At 61.0% G+C, this 18764-nt stretch carries 19 protein-coding genes and 2 pseudogenes; 4 read left to right on the forward strand and 17 right to left on the reverse strand.

Annotation, left to right across the window (positions count from 1 at the left end):
* Nucleotides 1-208 precede the first annotated feature (208 nt).
* Entirely contained in the window at nucleotides 209-655 is a 447-nt protein-coding gene (locus AC2GXZ_RS06940) for a DUF5330 domain-containing protein (protein ID WP_483758427.1), read from the forward strand.
* 295 nt (nucleotides 656-950) lie between these two features.
* A complete protein-coding gene (locus tag AC2GXZ_RS06945) occupies nucleotides 951-1373 on the forward strand; it encodes a SufE family protein (protein ID WP_483758428.1) in 423 nt (140 codons plus the stop codon).
* A gap of 32 nt (nucleotides 1374-1405) precedes the next feature.
* Here AC2GXZ_RS06945 and AC2GXZ_RS06950 read toward each other — a convergent pair whose 3' ends face one another.
* From AC2GXZ_RS06950 to AC2GXZ_RS06995, 10 genes and pseudogenes are all read right to left on the reverse strand, one after another.
* Complete coding sequence (locus AC2GXZ_RS06950; RefSeq protein WP_483758429.1) at nucleotides 1406-2254, reverse strand: DUF6456 domain-containing protein; 849 nt, start codon at nucleotides 2252-2254, stop codon at nucleotides 1406-1408.
* Entirely contained in the window at nucleotides 2247-2627 is a 381-nt protein-coding gene (locus AC2GXZ_RS06955; protein WP_483759370.1) for a helix-turn-helix domain-containing protein, read from the reverse strand. The genes AC2GXZ_RS06950 and AC2GXZ_RS06955 overlap by 8 nt, the downstream gene beginning before the upstream one ends.
* A 314-nt stretch (nucleotides 2628-2941) precedes the next feature.
* Nucleotides 2942-3373, reverse strand: coding sequence for a Ros/MucR family transcriptional regulator (locus AC2GXZ_RS06960; protein ID WP_483758430.1), 432 nt, complete (start codon nucleotides 3371-3373; stop codon nucleotides 2942-2944).
* Between the two features lie 439 nt (nucleotides 3374-3812).
* Complete coding sequence (gene mnhG / locus AC2GXZ_RS06965) at nucleotides 3813-4154, reverse strand: monovalent cation/H(+) antiporter subunit G (protein ID WP_483759371.1); 342 nt, start codon at nucleotides 4152-4154, stop codon at nucleotides 3813-3815.
* A 245-nt stretch (nucleotides 4155-4399) separates the two neighbouring features.
* A pseudogene (locus tag AC2GXZ_RS06970) lies at nucleotides 4400-4735 on the reverse strand (cation:proton antiporter); the annotation flags it as partial.
* Between the two features lie 11 nt (nucleotides 4736-4746).
* Nucleotides 4747-5220, reverse strand: a complete 474-nt coding sequence (locus AC2GXZ_RS06975; protein WP_483758431.1) for a Na+/H+ antiporter subunit E — start codon at nucleotides 5218-5220, stop codon at nucleotides 4747-4749.
* Nucleotides 5217-6794 carry a Na+/H+ antiporter subunit D gene (locus AC2GXZ_RS06980; RefSeq protein WP_483758432.1) on the reverse strand — a complete coding sequence of 526 codons (1578 nt, stop codon included), beginning with the start codon at nucleotides 6792-6794 and terminating at the stop codon, nucleotides 5217-5219. The genes AC2GXZ_RS06975 and AC2GXZ_RS06980 overlap by 4 nt, the downstream gene beginning before the upstream one ends.
* 120 nt (nucleotides 6795-6914) lie before the next feature.
* A complete protein-coding gene (locus tag AC2GXZ_RS06985) occupies nucleotides 6915-7292 on the reverse strand; it encodes a Na+/H+ antiporter subunit C (protein WP_483758433.1) in 378 nt (125 codons plus the stop codon).
* A 98-nt stretch (nucleotides 7293-7390) separates the two neighbouring features.
* Nucleotides 7391-7792, reverse strand: a pseudogene (locus tag AC2GXZ_RS06990) (Na(+)/H(+) antiporter subunit B); the annotation flags it as partial.
* Nucleotides 7793-7850: 58 nt separating this feature from the next.
* Nucleotides 7851-10208 carry a putative monovalent cation/H+ antiporter subunit A gene (locus AC2GXZ_RS06995; RefSeq protein WP_483758434.1) on the reverse strand — a complete coding sequence of 786 codons (2358 nt, stop codon included), beginning with the start codon at nucleotides 10206-10208 and terminating at the stop codon, nucleotides 7851-7853.
* 181 nt (nucleotides 10209-10389) lie between these two features.
* On the opposite strand from AC2GXZ_RS06995, the gene msrB reads away from it, so the two are divergent.
* Nucleotides 10390-10800 (forward strand): peptide-methionine (R)-S-oxide reductase MsrB, encoded by a 411-nt coding sequence (gene msrB, locus AC2GXZ_RS07000; protein ID WP_483758435.1) that lies wholly within the window; start codon nucleotides 10390-10392, stop codon nucleotides 10798-10800.
* A gap of 75 nt (nucleotides 10801-10875) precedes the next feature.
* Here msrB and AC2GXZ_RS07005 read toward each other — a convergent pair whose 3' ends face one another.
* The 5 genes from AC2GXZ_RS07005 to AC2GXZ_RS07025 all read right to left on the reverse strand — a co-directional run bounded on the left by AC2GXZ_RS07005 (nucleotide 10876) and on the right by AC2GXZ_RS07025 (nucleotide 16871).
* Entirely contained in the window at nucleotides 10876-12786 is a 1911-nt protein-coding gene (locus tag AC2GXZ_RS07005; protein ID WP_483758436.1) for a methyl-accepting chemotaxis protein, read from the reverse strand.
* 229 nt (nucleotides 12787-13015) lie between these two features.
* A complete protein-coding gene (locus AC2GXZ_RS07010) occupies nucleotides 13016-13915 on the reverse strand; it encodes a bestrophin family protein (protein WP_483758437.1) in 900 nt (299 codons plus the stop codon).
* A gap of 182 nt (nucleotides 13916-14097) precedes the next feature.
* Complete coding sequence (locus tag AC2GXZ_RS07015) at nucleotides 14098-14835, reverse strand: carbonic anhydrase (protein ID WP_483758438.1); 738 nt, start codon at nucleotides 14833-14835, stop codon at nucleotides 14098-14100.
* A 238-nt stretch (nucleotides 14836-15073) separates the two neighbouring features.
* Nucleotides 15074-15946, reverse strand: a complete 873-nt coding sequence (locus AC2GXZ_RS07020) for an aldose 1-epimerase family protein (protein WP_483758439.1) — start codon at nucleotides 15944-15946, stop codon at nucleotides 15074-15076.
* 94 nt (nucleotides 15947-16040) lie between these two features.
* Entirely contained in the window at nucleotides 16041-16871 is an 831-nt protein-coding gene (locus AC2GXZ_RS07025; RefSeq protein WP_483758440.1) for an SDR family oxidoreductase, read from the reverse strand.
* Between the two features lie 111 nt (nucleotides 16872-16982).
* Between AC2GXZ_RS07025 and AC2GXZ_RS07030 the strand changes: the two genes are divergently transcribed.
* Nucleotides 16983-17906: a LysR family transcriptional regulator gene (locus AC2GXZ_RS07030; RefSeq protein ID WP_483758441.1), complete on the forward strand. Its 924-nt coding sequence runs from the start codon at nucleotides 16983-16985 to the stop codon at nucleotides 17904-17906.
* Here the strand turns inward: AC2GXZ_RS07030 and AC2GXZ_RS07035 are convergent.
* A complete protein-coding gene (locus tag AC2GXZ_RS07035; protein ID WP_483758442.1) occupies nucleotides 17878-18150 on the reverse strand; it encodes a ribbon-helix-helix domain-containing protein in 273 nt (90 codons plus the stop codon). The two genes, AC2GXZ_RS07030 and AC2GXZ_RS07035, sit on opposite strands and share 29 nt — an antisense overlap.
* 66 nt (nucleotides 18151-18216) lie before the next feature.
* Nucleotides 18217-18726, reverse strand: coding sequence for an N-acetyltransferase family protein (locus AC2GXZ_RS07040; RefSeq protein WP_483758443.1), 510 nt, complete (start codon nucleotides 18724-18726; stop codon nucleotides 18217-18219).
* Between the last annotated feature and the right edge of the window lie 38 nt (nucleotides 18727-18764).

Below are 18764 nucleotides of genomic sequence, written 5' to 3' on the forward strand. Positions count from 1 at the left end.
ACTTGGAGAAAACGGCCGGGATCGGGCATGGAAAGGCGCTCGGAAAATCGGTTTCATTCAAATTTTAGTCAAATTCGAACGGCGTCGTCAAAGGCGTATTCGCTTCCTGCCATTAGGGTTGTGTTCAAGAACGGCACAGACCGGTCGGGCAGCGGGACACATCCCGTTGTGGATAAAGCAGGTGGGCAAGGTCTAAGGTTACGAGACGATGTGGTTTCTGATCAAAGGAAGTATCTTCTTCGCGGCTGTGCTGGTGGTGCTTTCGTACTTCAGCAACAGGCCCGTCGGCGAAACCGAGGCTGCAGGCGCCGTACAGATGGGCGACGCGATCTCGGCGGCTACCGGTGCCTATAGCTATATTGCCGGCCTTTGCGCCGAAAAGCCGGATGTCTGCGCCAAGGGCGCCGAGACGCTTTCGGTTCTGGGCGTGCGGGCTGCCGAAGGCGCCCATGTCGCCTTCGAACTGCTCGACAGCCATTTCGGCGACAACAAGGAAAAAACGGCTGCCGGTCCGGCAAAGGACGTGGCGCTGAAGACAGATCCTGATCCGACGCCGTTTCCGCCCGCAAGCCAGCCGGTAACGCAGTCGATCACGCCGTCCGATCCGATCTTGACCGGCACCGTGCCCTTGCCGCTCAAACGTCCCCACCCTTAAGGCACCCCGACCATTGCCCTTGAACGGGCCCATGAGAGATTTCCAGATTACCGCAAATCCGGCCCCCAAGCGCTTCATCGCCTGCCGGAATTGACCGACCTTGCGCCGGGCTCCCAAAGCCACGGTTACCCGGCGCCTGACTGCCCGCCCTCAAATCAGCATTTGCTGACGCCGCAAGGATTAACCTCCTTGCGGCGATTTTTCTTTGGCGTGGCGGTGCACGGCGGCAATTTTCCCTGTCAAGCCGGAGCGAAATACCTATATGGATCGGGAAACCGACAAGACCGGACAAACCATGGCACAGCTTGAACAGATCATCGACGACTTCGCTTTCCTGGACGACTGGGAAGACCGCTACCGCTACGTGATCGAACTCGGCAAGGCGCTTCCCGACCTGTCCGACGACAAGAAAAACGCCGACAACAAGGTGCAGGGCTGTGCCAGCCAGGTCTGGCTGGTAAGCCATGTAGAAGATGGCAGCGCCGATCCGGTCATGACATTCGAGGGCGATTCGGACGCCCATATCGTGCGTGGACTGGTCGCCATCGTGCTCGCCAGCTATTCCGGCAAACATGCATCCGAGATCGTCGCCACGGACGCGATCGATATTTTCAACAGGATCGGCCTTGTCGAGCATCTTTCCTCGCAGCGGGCAAACGGCCTGCGCTCGATGGTGAAGCGCATCCGTGAGGAAGCACGGATAAAGGCTGCGGCCTGAGCCGGCAGGCCTCGTCTCCGTTTTAAGGTGTCTCAGCTTCGGCTGGTCGGGCGGAAATCCTCCGTGCCCCAGTGATGGTTCTGGCGGCGCGGTTTTGCGGCGGGCGGGGCATAGTGACGGGAGAGCGCCAGAAGCGCGGTACGCAGCATCAGCTTGGCCGAGCGTGCCGGCCATTGCCGTTCGCGCTCGACCAGTTCCAGCCCCTTGCCGAAACAGCAGATATCGGCGGCAACACCCGACAATTCCGGCCCCATCGCCTCCATCGCGCGGCCGAAACGCCGGCGCGCCTCGATAGCGCTTGCGGCAATCTCCGCCATGCCTCCCGCCTCGCCTTTAGAGCGCGCTGAAAGCCTGGGCTCCCAGGAAGAGGTGATACGCGGCTGCAATTGCCCGCGGGTGAAATCGGCAAGCAACCGTTCACCAGCCTCCAGAGCCTCGCCCGGGAAAAAGGGGATCCCCGTCTTGTCCTTCAGCCGCGACAGGCCGGAAAGCGGCGATTCGTCGAGATTGCGGCTTACCCGATGGCGCCTGCCCTCGAGTTCGATGGTTGCCGAGACGAGATCGCGGTGCTGGGCGGCGTAGGCTGCAGCCTTTGCATCGCCATCATCGCCTGCCTGCGCGCCCGCCTTGTCCATGCCTTGGGCGAGGAGCGCGCGCTTGACGAAACCGCGGGCTTCCGGCGTCGCTGCGACCACGTTTGCCGAGTTGCTGACAAGACCAAGCGACAGCGCCTGCCGCAATACCGCTTCGGGATAAACGCAGCGGCCAAGCCGGACCGTGCCGTCGGCCATCGCTTCGGGGCTGGCGCCACCGACCAACACCTGCCGGACCAGCCGCAACAGGTGTTTCGACACGTTTGGGGACGAGGCCGGCTCAGTCATGGCGTGCAACGTCCGGAGCAACGAGTTCTGACGACTGGAAGACGGCGGTCGCCATGCGTTCTATCGCCGAGACGAATTCGTCGAAAGCGGCATCGTCGCGGCGGTCCTCGACGACATGGCAGGCGTGGCCGACGGTGGTGCGATCGCGCCCGAAGGCGGCGCCGATATCGCTGAACGACATCTGAAGCGCCACATGGCAGACATACATGGCGATCTGGCGCACATGGCAGGCGGGTCGACGCCGTTCGCGGCGAACGACAACCCGGTCGCTGAGAAGGCTTACCATTTCGGCGGTGATCTGGCTGACGATACGGCAGACGGTGCGGGACGGCAGGGTTGCGGAAAACGCGGGACGCGAGAAGCCGGCAAGCATGGCCTGATGACCGAGTGGCGCACTTCCCCTGTTGATCGGATTCTCGAAAGGCATGACAACTCCTTTTCAAATAGGAATTAATTCATACACCTTCGAGGATGACTGGGAATGCGACCTGGCCTCGCATTTTCAATTTTTGTTGAAAACGCTTTTGTTTTTTTGTTTCGCGTCAACGTGAATGGGATTTTTTTCCTCTAAGCGTCCCCACAATGCAGCCCGTCCATACGAAAAAGCCGGGCACGGGCCCGGCTTATCAGGGCATGATGAATGCCCGGCAGTGTCCGGCGGGAGCGAATGTCCCGCCGATGACAAGATCAGTTGCGGCCGCGCTTGCGGCGCTGGCCCAGACCCATTTCCTTGGCCAGGCGCGAACGGGCTTCGGCATAGGCCGGTGCCACCATCGGATAGTCGGCCGGGAGACCCCACTTCTCGCGGTATTCGTCCGGCGTCATGTTGTAATGGGTCATCAGATGACGCTTCAGCGACTTGAACTTCTGGCCATCTTCGAGGCAGATCAGGTAATCTTCCTCGATCGACTTCTTGATCGGAACCGGCGGCTTCGGCTTTTCGACTGCTGCGACGACCGGCGTCGGCGAGGATGTGCCGCTCAATGCGGTATGCACGTCAGAGATCAGGTTGGAGAGATCGCTGACGGGAACTACGTGGTTACTCACATAGGCAGCCACGATGTCCGCGGTGAGTTCCACCAACAGCTCGGGTCCTTTGCCCAGTGCCATATCTGTCATTTCCTGTCTCCTGTCCATTTGCAGTACGGCGCCTGCCGCGACCTCCGCGGCGGCTTCCGTAGTGAGCTGTGGCGACACCAACCATCACCTCTCGCAGTGTCCGAAGACAGAGGCCTACCCCTAAGCCACCCGCGCGAGAAACGGAACCGTCACCAGATGTTGCATCAGGCTTCCGCATGCCTTCATATTCATCAAGTTCATCCGGCACGCCCCTTCACAAGGCTGAGCTAAATGAGATGAATATGCGGGAAAAACTTAGTCTACAACAACATCACTGCTCTACTTCTATTCAAGTATCACTACATTCTCGAAAGTCCAATTGCGAAATCTAGTAATGAGCGAAGATTTCTGGACGTTGATCGACTGTTTCTGACATTTATTGCTGGCAGGGATGCATTTTTACAATCATTACGCGCCCACAAATACCGTAGGAAAACGGTTATTCATCATTGACGCCCTTCATTTCGTTGCAAACCGAGCGATTCGTCATCGGATAACCGGCTTTCAACGCAGCGACAGCAAGGAGGTGCGCTGATACCGGTGCAGTCAATACGAAGAAGAAAAAGCCCGCAGTTGCACGCGCAAATACAGCAGGATCGCCGGAATGCAGACCGAGCGCCAGAAGCAGCAGGCCCGATCCGACCGTGCCCGCCTTGGAAGCGGCATGCATCCTCGAATAGACGTCGGGAAACCGGTTGAGGCCAATTGCCGCAATCAGCGCGAAGGCACTGCCCGAAAGCACGACGAAGCTCGTCAACACTGCAACCAACAGTTCCATCAGGCGCCCTTTTCCGGCTTGCCGGGCTTGAGCCTCGGCTTGTGTGCAGTCTTGCCGGCCGCGGGGGCGGACTTCTTCTGAGAAGACTTGTCTGGTGAAGGTTTGGCAGGCACCGGTTCCACCGCGGCGATCTTTCCTGCCGCCTCTATCACTGCGGATTTCGACTTGGGCACCGACTTGGGCACCGACTTGGGCACCGGCTTGGGCGCGATCTTTGGCTTGGACTTCGGTTGAGGCTTGCGGCCGGTTTTAGCTGCTGCGGCACTGGGTCTGGCGGAGATCGGAAGTTCTTCCAATGCACCTTCCGCACCGGTCTCCGGCCTGGTGCTGGACAGAATGAAGCGGGCGAAGGCGACTGTCGCGAGAAAACCAACGAGGCCGAGCGCGATGGCGATGTCGACATAAAGCGTGAACCCGGTGCGGATGGCGATCAGGGCGATGAAGCCGATGACGATGCCGACCAGCATGTCGAGCGCGACCACCCGGTCTGGCAGTGTCGGCCCCTTGACCACCCGCCAGGTGGTGAGCAGGAAGGCTGCCACCAGAAGGACGAGGCCGATCCAGATCGAGACATTGAGGATCATATCGGCGGCGCTCATCGAAATGCCTCCATGATCTTCTTTTCGAAACCGTTGGCGATATCGCGCTTCGTGCCCTCGATATCGGAGCAATCTATGGCATGGACATAGAGGATCTTCCTGTCCTCGCTGACATCAACAGACAGCGTGCCGGGCGTGAGCGTGATGAGATTGGCAAGGAGAGTGATCTCGAAATCACGATCGACGGTGAGCGGAAAGGCGAATATGCCGGGTTTCAGGTCCAATTTCGGGCTGGCGACCATCACCGCCACCTTCCAGGCCGACAAAGCGAGTTCCTTGAAGAACAGGAGAAGCAGCGACAGGATGCGGCCGAGGCGACGCAGATAACCCTTTGCACCGATTTCATCGCGGACGATCCACAGCGCTGCGCTCGCAAGGACGAAGCCGAAGACGAGATTGTGGATCGAGGCGCTGCCGGTGATCGCGGCCCAGATGATGGCGAGCATCAGCGAGAGAACGTAGATGATCATCGCGCATCTCCCTGCGGAAAGACCGAGCGGATATAGGCGGCGGGATCGGCAAGGCTGTCGGCAGCGGCCTGGGTGATCCTCAGCAGCGGTTCCGGATAAAGGCCGAAACCGAGCACCAGCAGGACCAGCAGGCCGATCGGGGCAGCCGTCACCCAGTTGCGCACGGGTTCTGCAGTCTGTTCTTCCGCCCGCCGGCTTTGCTCGGGCAAAGGCCGCCAATAGGCCAGCAGGAACACACGGGCGAGCGCGATGGTGACGAGCAAGGCCGATACGAGGATGGCGGCCGCCAGCCACCAGGCACCAATATCAAGCGACGCCTTGAGCAATGCCACTTTCGGCCAGAGGCCGGACATCGGCGGCAGGCCGGCAGCCGCGAGGATGAGAGCGAAGGAGGCGGCGGCGAACCAGGGCGAGCGCAGCCATAGGCCGCCGAGCGCCGACAATTGCCAGGAGCCGGCAAGCCGGGCCGCTTCGCCGGCCATCAGATAAAGTGCCGTCATCGCCACCATCGAATGAAGCGCGTAAAAGATCGCGCCGCTGACGGCCGCCGGCGAGCCGATCGCAACGCCGGCCAGCATGTTGCCGATGCCGACGATGACGACATAACCGATCAGCCGCCGCAGATCGTTCTGCGCAAGCGCGCCCAAGGCTCCCAGTACCATCGTCAGCACCGCCGAAATGGCGATGACGAGGCTCAACGCCTCGCGTTCGACGGGCAGAAGCATGATCGTCACCTTGATCAGGGCATAGATGCCGACCTTGGTAAGCAGGCCGCCGAACAGCGCGGACACGGTGATGCGCGGCGTGTGATAAGAGGCCGGCAGCCAGAAATTGACCGGGAAGGCCGCCGCCTTCATGCCAAAGGCCAGCACGAACAGCGCCGTCAGCGTGATCAGCGGTGCGCCTTCGCGAATTCCCGCCTCCCGGGCGGCGATATCGGCCATGTTGAGCGTGCCGAAGATCGCATAGAGGTAACCGACCGAGATCAGGAACAGCGTCGTCGCGACGAGGTTGAGGATGGCGTATTTCAATGCGCCCTCGATCTGGCGCGGTTGCGAGCCCAGGATCAACAGGCCGAAGGACGAGATCAGCAGGACCTCGAACCAGACATAGAGATTGAAGATGTCGCCGGTGAGGAAAGCACCCGACACGCCGGCCATCAGCAGCATCAGGAAAGAGAAGAAACCGTGGCGCAAGCCGCTCGCATCGATATCCTGCAGCGCGAAGACCGATGCCGCCAGCGCCACCAGCGCCGACGTCAGCGCCATGATCGCGCCGAACAGGTCGGCGGTGAAGGATATGCCGAAGGGCGGCAGCCAGCGCCCCATCGTCATGGTGATCGGCCCGCGTTGCCATACCTGCCAGACGAGAGCCGCATCGAGGACGACGAGCAGCACGAGGGCTGCAATGGCAAGACCGGCGTGAAGGCGAACCGACTTGCGGATCATCATCAGCAGCGCACCGACGGCAATCATCGTCACCGGCGGCAGGATGACCAGCCAGTCGGCAAGAGCCGGCGGGGCAAGCACCATAGCGGCGGCGAGATCGACGGGGACGGAGGACGGCGCAGCCATCAGCGGGAGCCTCCGCTCGACAACCCGTGCCCATCATCCACGCCACGCTTTCGGCCGCTCACCTTGTCGGGGCAACAACCGGCAGGCCAGTGGGGGACAATCAGAATGGCGTTCATTGTTTCAGTATCCCATCGGCGGCAGCGGTTCGTCGCGCGGCTCGGAAAGTCGCATTTCATCGGTCGAATCGGTGCCGAGTTCCTCGAACGCCCGGTAGGTCAGCACGAGAAGAAAGGCGAAGAAGGAAAACGAGATGACGATTGCCGTCAGAATCAGCGCCTGGGGCAGCGGGTTTGCGGCAGTGGCGGCAAGCGTTGCGGACCCTTCGGGGATGATCGGCGGCACTTCCCGCGTCAGGCGCCCGCTGGTGAAAAGCAGAAGATTGACCGCATTGCCGAGAAGCACGATGCCGAGCAGGATGCGGATCGTGAACTTCGACAGCATGAGATAGATGGCGGCGGCAAAAAACAGGCCGATCAGGCCGACAAACAGGGTTTCCATCAGCGCTTTTTCCCCCTGCCCCTGTTTTCTCTCAGCTTGTTTTCCCCGGACCTGTTTTGCTTGAGGTTGTTTTCCTTGGTTTCGTCTTGCGGTTCCAGTTCGAGCGACAGCGCGATCGAGGTGATCGAACCGACCACGACCAGATAGACGCCGATATCGAAGGACATGACAGTCGAGAGCGGCACTTCGATCCCGAAAATATGCGGATAGATCCACAAGCCGCTCATGAAGGGCACACCGGATGCCAGCGACAGGAGACCGGAGATCGTCGACAGAAAAAGCCCGGCGCCGGCAATCGCCATCGGATGGAAGCGGATCGCCCGCTGGACGGCGCCCGGGCCATGGGCGATGCCGAAGATTGCCAGAGCCGAGGCCGCGATCAGCCCGCCGATAAAACCGCCACCCGGCTGGTTATGGCCGCGCAACAGCACGAAAACCGAAAACAGCAACATCAGGGCGGTAAGCACCGGAGCGACGGTGCGCAGGATGAGGGTGTTCATGGGGCAAGACCTCTTCGGTCAGATGCCCGGCAGGGCAGAGAGGGGTAAGCCTGGATGTTCATCGCTTTTCCTCTTTCCCCACCCGAAGCTTGATCAGCGCCAGCACTGCCAGGCCGGTGATCATCACCACCGCGATCTCGCCCAGCGTATCGGTGCCGCGGAAGTCGACGATGATGACGTTGACGACATTGGCACCGTGGGCGATCACCTTCGAATAGCTGTTGAAGAATTCGCTCAGGGCGAAATCGAAGGGGCGGCCGACCGCCTTCAGCAGCAGCATTGCAAAACCGAGGCCGCAGGCGATGGCAATCACCGAATCGAGCACGACCTGAGCGACCGGGCGGCGATCGGAGACCGTAAGCCTTAGCCGTGTCATCACCAGCGTCAGGATGACGACCGACAGCGTCTCGACCATGAACTGGGTGAAGGACAGATCGGGCGCACCGAACAGCAGGAAGATCACCGCGATGGCAAATCCCTGGATGCCGAGGGCAACGATTGCCGTCAACCGATCGCCGGCGCACAGGACGGCGACGACACCGAGCGCTGCCAGAACAAAGAAGGCACCTTCCTGAACCAGCAGCTGGTCGGGCCAGGAGGGCATGTCGGGCAGTTCGCCGAACACGACCGGCGGCACAAGCAGCGCCAGCGCCACCATGGCAAATGTGGCGGTGATGTAGATCTCCAGCCGGCCGGGCTGGGTGATCCGCGTCACCGACACGGAAACGCGGATGAGGCCGGACAGAAGCCGGTCGAACCAGCGATCCGGGCCGGGGCCGAGATTTTCCAGCACCTCGGCCATGATCTGCCGGGCGCGGTCGAGTTTCAGGTAGACCAGCACACCGAGTGCCACGGTCAGAACCGACAGGAGAAGCGGCAGGCTGAAATGCGGTACGGTGCTGATCGTCACCACGATCGGCTCGTCGGTGACGGCGCTTGCCATCGGCGAGGAGACATAGGCATGCAGGATGACGGAAAACAGGCCGAAGAAAAGGCCGAGCGCCGACAGCACGACCGGACCGAGCCAGAGCGACAATGGCGGCTCGTGGGGCGGCTCGTGGGGCGCTTCATGCGGTTTTAGCGGCGTGTCCTTTTTCTCGCCGATGAAGGGTTTCACCCCGACGCCGAAACCGAGCGCCAGCATCAGCGCATTGCCGACAATCGCCACCAGCGTGAAAAACACGGCACGCGGATTGCCGGCGAAAAGGGCGGCATAGATTTCCTCCTTGGCGAGGAAACCGGCAAACAGCGGCAGCCCGCCCATCGAGCAGGCGGCGAGAAGTCCGGCTGCGAAAGTGATCGGCATCGCCTTTCCAAGGCCACCGAGCTGCGGCAGTTCGCGCGTGCCGGTCTCATGGTCGATGGCGCCGGCCACCATGAAGAGCGCGCCCTTGAACAGCGAATGGGCGACGAGATAAAGCACCGCCGCCTCGATCGCATGGGGGACGCCGAAACCGGTCAGCATGACGAGCAACCCGAGCGAGGCCATCGTCGTATAGGCGAGCATGCGCTTCAGATCCGTCTGGCGGATGCCGATCAGCGTGCCTGTTATGAGCGTGATGCCACCGAAGAAGGGCAGCAGGATTTCCCAGGCTGGCGTGCCGCCCAGCACCGGATTGAGCCGCATCAGCAGGTAGACGCCGGCTTTCACCATGGTGGCGGAATGCAGATAGGCGGAGACCGGCGTCGGTGCTTCCATGGCGTTCGGCAGCCAGGCATGGAAGGGAAACTGCGCCGACTTGGTGAAGGCACCGCCGAGCACGAGGATCAGTGCAGGCAGGTAGAAGGGGCTGATGCGGACGGCATCGTCGAGATGGACGAGCAGCGACATCTGGGTGACGCCGGTAATGTTCCACAGAAAGACCAGCCCCGCGAGCAGCGACAGCCCCCCCGCCCCGGTAATGACGAGTGCCTGAAGTGCGGCGCGGCGTGCGGCCTCGCGCTGATGATCGAAGCCGATCAGCAGGAAGGAGGTGATCGAGGTCAGCTCCCAGTAGACGAACAGCATCAGGAAACTGTCGGAAACGACCAGTCCGAGCATCGCGCCCATGAACAGAAGGATGAAGGAGAGGAAGCGGCCAAGATGGGGGTGGCCCTTCATGTAGCCGCCGGAATAGATCACCACCAGCGTGCCGATGCCGGTGATCAGCAGGGCAAAGGTGAGCGACAGACCGTCGATGAACCAGGAAAAGGAAAGGTTGAAGCTCGGCGCCCATGCATAACCGCCGGTCACCACTTCGCCGGAGGATATTTCACGCAAGAAACTGCAGAAATGCAGGAAGCTCAGGGCCGGTGCGACGGCGACGATCCAGGCGGCCCTGTCACCAAAACGGGCGGCAAGTGTCGGCGCCAGCAAAGCGGCAATCAAGGGAAGGAAGAGCGCAATAAACGTCCATGCCGGCGCGCTGGCGGCCATGTTTTCTCCCCTCGTCTTTTCCAACCAACGATGTCGCCGATGGTTGCTCCCCGGTTTTTCTAGGGGAAAGAGCAGCAGGGCTCAAGCATAACCGGATATCGATCACGCAAGGCAGGCCTTTTTTCACAGCGTTCGACCGACTATCTATGGTTCAAGCGAAAAGAACACCGAAGGAGCCCCCATGTCGTCCCAGACAATACCGAAAGTCTCCAAAAGCGATGCCGAGTGGCGCGAGGAGCTGACGCCGGAACAATATCGCATCCTGCGCCAGGCGGGTACCGAACGCGCCTTTACCGGGCCGTACTGGAACGCCAAGGAAAAGGGCATCTATAGCTGCGCCGGCTGTGGCGAAGAGCTGTTTGTCTCCGACACCAAGTTCGATTCCGGCTGCGGCTGGCCGAGCTATTTCGCACCGGTCAAGCCGGATGCGGTGATCGAGTTGCGCGACGCATCGCACGGCATGGTCCGCACCGAGATCCGCTGCGCCACATGCGACGGCCATCTCGGCCATGTCTTCCCCGACGGCCCGCCACCGACCGGCCTGCGTTATTGCATCAATGGCCATTCGATGAATTTCACGCCGATTGAATAGGATCGGCAGCCATTGCCGAAACGAAAAAAGGACCGCCCCCGGGCGGTCCTTTGTCGTTAAGGCAGGCGGATTGGATTAGAATTCCGCCCATTCCTGCCTCGCCGCAGCACTGCCGCCCAAGGCGGAGGCAAGCCTGGCGCGCATGCCGCGTGCCGGTGACGCCACGGCGACGGAGGCCTGTGTGGCCGCACGGATTTCGCCCTTCCTGTCGGCCAGCTTGAACTGGGCGAGAAGGTCCATCAGGTCGTTCGCCTGCTTGGCGAGGCTGTGGCTTGCGGCATTGGTCTGTTCGACCATGGCGGCATTTCGCTGGGTGCCCTGGTCCATCTGGTTGACGGCGGCGTTGATCTCGGAGAGGCCCGTCGATTGTTCGCGGGCGGAGACGACGATCTGGCCGACATTGCTGTTGATCTTCTGAACGTCGCCGGCGATCGCCTCGAGGGCACGGCCGGTCTGGCCGACGAGATCGACCCCGTCGCGAACCTTGTCGCCGGAGGCATTGATCAGCGCCTTGATCTCGCGGGCGGCATTGGCCGAGCGCTGCGCCAGTTCGCGCACTTCCTGGGCAACGACGGCAAATCCCTTGCCTGCCTCACCCGCACGGGCAGCCTCGACGCCGGCATTCAGCGCCAGAAGGTTGGTCTGGAAAGCGATGTCGTCGATGACGCCGATGATATTGCCGATCTCGCCGGACGAAACCTCGATCGCCTCCATGGCGGCAACCGCCTGTTCGACGATGTGTCCGGAGCGCTCGGCGCTGACATGGGTGTCCGCGACCAGCTTGCCGGCCTCGCTTGCACGAACGGCGGAATCCTTGACGGCCGTGGTGACCTCTTCGAGCGCTGCGGCCGTCTCCTCGACGGAGGAGGCCTGCTGCTCGGTGCGCTTGGAGAGATCGTCGGCCGCCTGACGGATTTCATTGGCGCCGGCATCGATCAGGCGGGCATTCTCGCCGACGGCATGCAGGGCAGCGTTGAGCTTGCCCAGCGATTCGTTGAAGTTCACCCGCAGTTGGTCGAGCCTGCCGGCAAAGGGTTGCTGCAGGTCGAAGGCGATGTCGCCATCGGACAGTTTCTGCAAACCGAGCGCCAGGCTATCAACGGCGAAGGCGACATCGGCCGCTTCCCTGGCCTTCTGCTCTTCGCGCGCCAGGCGCTCGCTTTCGCTGAGCGAACGGTTGGCCTCGGTCTCGCGCTCCAGGCGTTCACGTTCCAGCGCGTTGTCGCGGAACACGGCAACGGCCGCCGCCATGTCGCCGATCTCGTCACGGCGCCCGGCAAAGGGGATTTCGATCCTGCTATTGCCCGAGGCAAGCAGGTTCATGGCACCGGTGATGCGGGAAATCGGCCGCGTCACGCGCATGATGCTCATCAGGGCCGCACCGCCGGCAATCGCCACCGAGACGAGGATGCCGATGACGGTGGCGATGACGGCCGAATTTGCCGCGTCAGCCGCCCGCTGTCTATCCTCGACGCCGCGGGCAACGTTGTCGCCCACCAGCGCGTCCAGGCCGAGGCCCGCCTGCGTGCCCTTGCTGGTCATCTCGTTGGTCAGCGTCTTGGCTTCGGCAATGTTACCGCTCTCGACGGCCTTGATGAAGCTTGCACCCAGCGTGTCGAACTCGGTGACGAAGGCGCGCAATTCGGCGAATTTCGCCTTTGCGGCCGGAATGGTCATGCTCGCCCCGTATTTGTCGAGGGACTGGTCGCGGGTTATCTGCTTCTTCGCTATCTGGTCCAGCTGGCTCTGGCGCTGTTCCGCCGTGTCGGCCGTCATCATGATCAGGTAGTATCGGCGGATATCGCCCATCAGTCCGTCGATCGACGAAATGGTCAGGGACCGGTCCATACGACGATTGATATTGTCAGCCTGGGTCTCCATCTCGGCGACGTAGCGGATGCCCAATACACCCTGGACGACGATCAATAGAAGGGTCAGTCCGAACAGGCTTGGAAGTAAAGTTCTGATCTTTGCTGATTTCAACATGGCAATTCCCACAAGAACTGGAAGTTTAACGTGGGCCGATTGCTATGGTGCGGCAATTAATTAAATACTTAAATTTTATTAAATTATTTTTTAGTCTTACGCGTACTGCCCAGACATTTCCGGCTATTGCGTCTTGCTTTCCTGCCGCGGAACCGGAGTTCTGCGGCAGAAAGACAGAATGGATTGCCTGGCCAAGTGAGCCGGCGGAGAATGCGGCTCACCGACGCTTTCACCAGAGCACGTTTGCGACCGGCTGGAGCGGCTTGGCCGGTTTGGTCGTGCCGATCAGCTGTTCCAGATCGATCTGGATGGTGCGGCAGATCGAGGTGACCGGCACATCATGGGCGCGGTTTTCGAACGGGTCCTGCAGGTCGGCGCCGATCCTGTCCATGGCCAGCATCATGAAGCCGACGACCGAGGAGGCGAGCGGCGTGTAGATGGTCAGCGTATCAACAAGGCCGATCGGCAGCAGAACGCAGAAGAAATGCACGAAGAGGGTTGGGAAATAACCGTATTCGCGCGGCAGAGGCGTGTTCTTGATACGCTCCATTCCGCCCTGGGCATTGCTCATGTCGACCAGCAGGGTTTCGATCTGGACGCGCCTGAACGTGTCGATCCATCCCTGCTTTGCCGCTTCAGACAGAAGCTCAGCGGTCCGGTTGAGGATCGCGTTGGGTATGTTGGACACCCCTTCCAGATCTCTCATCTCATCGTCGGGCAGAAAATTGGCGATATCCTCGAAGGGCTTCTGGCGACGCAGATGGCAGCGCAGGGCGTTGACATAGGCAATCTGGCGGACGACGAGATCGTGCCTCAGCTTGTCGCTTTCTGGTGTGCTGTCGATCAGATGGTAGACTTCCCGGCCGTAGGAGCGGGACGAGTTGACCATTGCGCCCCACAAAGTGCGGGCTTCCCACCATCTGGCATAGGCGCTGTTGTTTCTGAAACCGAGGAACAGCGCGAGTGCCGAGCCCAGAAGGCTCATCGGCAGGACCGGAAGATCAAGCCCCGGATGCGGCAGGTAGACATAGGCAATGGTGACGGCAATGTCCCAGATGAAAAGCAGGGCAAGCGGCCAGCCGATGTAACCGAGCATGCGGGGAAGACGGGCGGACTGCGGGAGAACCATTTTTTTAATCTCAACCTTGTTGCTGCGGATCTTGAGCCAAGGCGTGTCCGGCGCCTGGCGACGATCCGCCACCAGCGGTCGTCATCCGGGGCGGCCATGGCCTCGACATCACGGTTGGAAGGGCCTCACGGGGCTCAGGCCCCGTGCGGATGGTTCAGCGTCAATACTGCAGCCGGGCAGCGTCAGGAACGGGCCGCGGTTGCGGCTCTCTTTGCCCCGTCCGCCATCTGCCCCCGCGGCGCAAACGGCACGATATGCGGCACTTCGCGGCCGGTGACGGCGACGGGGAGCGGCTGTCCGTCCTCGATTTCGGTGAAGCGGAAGGCGGCACCGTCATAGATCAGCACATTGCCGGTCTCGATATCGAAGAACCAGCCATGCAGCGTCACCTCACCCTTGGCGAGCTTGGCGGCGACGGAAGGATGGGTACGCAGGTGATCAAGCTGGACGACGACGTTTTCCATCGCGACGGCGCGGATCTTTTCCTTCTCGTCCAGCGTCTCAGGATAGGCCTCGCAGACGATCGAATGGGCGGCATGGCTGTGTTTCAGCCAGGCGGCGACATTCGGCATCGCACCCAGCAGTTCGGGATGGCACAGTCCCTTCATCGCGCCGCAATCGGAATGGCCGCAGACGATGATGTCTCTCACGCCGAGCGCCACGACGGCATATTCGATCGCCGAGGAGACGCCGCCATTCATGGTCTGGAACGGCGGCACGATATTGCCGGCATTGCGGCAGACGAACAGTTCGCCCGGCCCGGACTGGGTGATGGTTTCCGGCATGACCCGGCTGTCAGCGCAGGAGATCATCAGCGCCTGAGGGCTTTGTCCCTCTCTAGCGAGCTTTTTATAAAGTGCCGAATTGTCGGGAAAAACTGCACCGCGAAAACTGGAGATGCCTTTCAAAAGGTCGCCCATGGTCTGTTCCTCGTGCTAGCCGGACGTCGGATCTCATGAGGATGTCCTCGATCCGGCGGGGGTTAGGGGAGCGATCATTTCGCAACTGCGAGAAGAACACGGCAACTGAGGCGAATTATGTCGCAACGCAGCATGAAATGGGGCAAATCATAACGTTTTCGCGAGTTTAGCTGAGACAGTATCCGACTAAACCGGTTCAAAATGTCTCAGCCGAGGAGCACCGACGGCACTTGCGGGATCAGCCGAAGACCAATTCGACCGAAAACGCAAACTGCGCCTTTTCCCCGGCCGGCAATATCGTCGTGTAGGGACGTTTTGCGATCTCGGCAGAACCGCCCGCTTCTGCCGCCGTGCCATGCCAGGGTTCGATGCAGATGAAAGGAGCGCCGACTTTTTGCCAGAGCGCCACATTGGGCAGATTGTCGAAGGAAAATTTCAGGCTTGGAGCGCCCTGCGCCGCATAGGTGAGCGCGGTTCCCGCGCCTTCGGCGAAAATCATCGCATCGGCGGCGAACAGGTCGTGGGACAGCGTCAGCTTTCCCTTGTCGAAGGGCGAAGGCAGTTTGCCTTCGGTGACGAGGCCGTCCTCCAGCCTCGTCAGCAGGGGTTCGGCACCGTTTTCAAGGGTGATCGTATGCGGCACGTCACCGGCGCCCGGCAACGGCCAGAGAAAGGCCGGATGGAAACCAAGGCCGAAGGGCATGGGCCTGGTGTCGCGGTTCTCAACCTCGGCCGTCACCGTCAGGCGGTGACCATCGAGAGAATGGGTGAGCGACAGCAGGAATTCGAACGGGTACACCTTCCGGGTTGCCTCGGACGAGGATAACTCGAACGTGCAGGCGGTGGTGCTGGCGTCGGCGAGCGTGAACTCGCTGCGGCGGGCAAATCCGTGCTGGCCCATCTCGAAAGTGGCGCCATCGACCGCGATACGGTTGTCCGGCGCCTTGCCGACGATCGGGAAAAGGACCGGCGAGCGGCCGGCCCAAAACGCGGCATCGCCGTTCCAGAGGAAATCACGGCCATCGGTCGTCTGCAACAACTGCATTTCGGAACCGAGCGAGGATACTTCAACAACAAGCTCGTCACTGGTGATGCGGACGATATCGGGCATATGGGTTTTCCTCTCAACGGCCTTCACAGAATCGAAGAGCCATCTTTGCCCGACATGCGTTGAGGTTCAATGACGCTTCGATCGCGCGGTGTGATCAATCGTCGAAGTCCATGGCAATCGTCGTCTCCTTATGGGCTTCGAGTTCCGCCAGCCGTGCTTCCAGCGCAATCTTTATCGACGGATAGGTCGAGCCGCCCAGCGCCAGTCTCAATGGCGGCGTTTCGAGGCAGGCACAGGCAATCATCGCTTCCGCCATTTTGTCCGGATCGCCGTTGATATCGAAGCCGCCATTGGCGATGGCGCGGCGGACCTGACCTGCCGGCGTATCCTCATAAACGTCCATCGGCTCTGCGGAGACCAGTCCCTTGCCGAAGTCGGTGCGTGTCGGGCCCGGTTCGACAAGGGTGAAACGGATGCCGAAGGGTGCAACTTCCTTGGCGACCGCCTCGACAAAACCTTCGATGCCCCATTTGGTCGCATGATAAAGCGAGAAGTTGGGATAGGTGATCTGGCCGCCTTCGGAAGAGACCTGCTGGATCAGGCCGCCCCCTTGAGCGCGCAGATGCGGCAGGGCGGCGCGGATAAGCTCGATCGAGCCGATCAGGTTGGTGTCGATCTGGTGACGGATCTGGGCGGAGGTAACTTCTTCTGCCGCGCCGAACAGGCCGTAGCCGGCATTGCTGACGACGGTATCGATCCGTCCCAGTGCGCCAAAGGCACGGGTGACGGTGGCGTGGACCGCATCGACATCCGTCAGGTCCAAATTGGCGATCCACAATCGATCGCCATAGGTGGCGCGCAGGTCGTCAAGCACATCCGGACGTCTGAGCGTTGCCGCAACGCGATCGCCGCGTGCCAGAAGCTTTTCGGTGAGCAGCCGGCCGAAGCCGGAGGATGTGCCGGTAATGAACCAGGTATTCGACATGATTTTCTCCTTTGTCGTTCACCGCCAGACCGTGGTGATGAAACAGGAGATAAGGCGACACTACTCATGCTATAAGCCGTTCAATCCTGCATAGCCCGGTGAATTTTTGCCATGAATGAGAAGCCGACCCTCAACGACCTTACCGCCTATACGGCGATCATTGCGCATCGCAGTTTTCGAAAGGCCGCCGACGAACTCGGCCTGTCGCCTTCGACGCTCAGCCACATGATGCGGGGCCTTGAGACGCGAATGGGCGTGCGGCTCCTCAACCGGACGACACGCAGCGTCTCGCCGACCGAGGCGGGAGAGCGGCTGGCGGCAACGCTTGGGCCCGCACTTCGGCAACTCGATGCGGCGCTGGAGGCGGTCGACGACTTTCGCGGCGGCCCGAGCGGAACGCTGAGGATCAACAGCAGCAATATCGTCATCCGCGGGTTGCTGGACCACGCCGTCCCGACCTTTCTCTCCCGGTATCCGGACATGCAGCTCGATCTGGTCAGCGACGGACGGCTGATCGACATCGTGGCGGAAGGGTTCGATGCGGGGATAAGGCTGAGGGAGACCGTGCCGCAGGACATGATCGCCATCCCCTTTGGCGGGCCGGCACGGTTTATCGCCGTTGCCTCGCCAGGCTATATCGGCAGCCGCGGGGAACCCTCGTCACCTGAGGATCTGCTGCAGCACGATTGCATCCGGCTGCGCATGCCGAGCGGAAAACTCTATCGCTGGGAATTCGAGCGGCATGGGGAAGAACTGACAATCGATGTTCCGGGCGCGCTCACCCTGGACGACACGGAGTTGATGGCACAGGCCGCCGCCTCCGGTCTCGGCATCGCCTATGTTCCGCAACATGTGGCGGCGGATCGTCTGGCTCAGGGAAAGCTGGTGACGCTGCTTTCCGACTGGTGCCCGTTGATCGACGGACTGTGCCTCTATTATCCCGGACACCGGCACGTGCCGGCCGGACTGAGGGCGTTTATCGCGGTGCTGAAGGAACGCGACGGGACTATCGATCCCTCCCGCGGCAGAGACTAAACCTGCCATGCCGGATCGCCGGGAAACAGTATCGCATGGTGATTCTGGGCGGTGTTGAGGATGTGGAGGACATACACCGTGTCTTCGATGACATGGGAGAAGATCGCGCTGACATTTTTCGGCGACGCTCGAGCAATTGCCAGGCCTTCTTCAGCACTGCATCGCGGCTTTCGTAACGGCCGGATGTTACCAGCCCGTCGACGAAATCCTCAAGATGTCTGCCAAGATCCGTCCCCTCAGCCATCGCGTCTTTCCAGACGGAGAAAGATACCGATGGCGGCGGTCATGATCAGCTGCGGCTGTGCCGCATTCAGGCTTTCGAGATCTTCAGTTCCATGCAGGTGAGGTCCAGCCAGCGGCCGAACTTGGTGCCGACCTCGGAAAACTTGCCGGCGATGCGGAAACCGAGTGACTGATGGAGGGCAATCGAGGCGGCGTTCTCCGCCTCGATTGCGGCGATCATCACATGCACGCCGTTCGAGGCAGCCTGCGCGATCAGCTCTTCCATCAGCTTGCGGCCAAGGCCGTGGCCGCGAAAATCTCGGTGAACATAAACGGAATGTTCGACGGTGAAACGGTAACCGTCGAAGGCGCGCCAGTCGCCATAGGAGGCGTAACCGGCCACATGGCCGTCGAGCTGCGCCACCAGAACCGGATAACCTTTCGCCTTGCGAGCCTCGAACCAGGCACGGCGGTTCTCGATATCGACAAGCGTGTCGTTCCAGATCGCCGTCGTATTGACCACGGCATCGTTATAGATCTCCATGATGTCATGGAGATCGGCCTGGGCCGCATCGCGGATAGTGGGGGTGGCGGTCATCGTGTCGTCCATTATAGTGTTCACGCATCCACTTTAGC

The organism is Aliirhizobium sp. YIM B11859 (assembly GCF_057163345.1).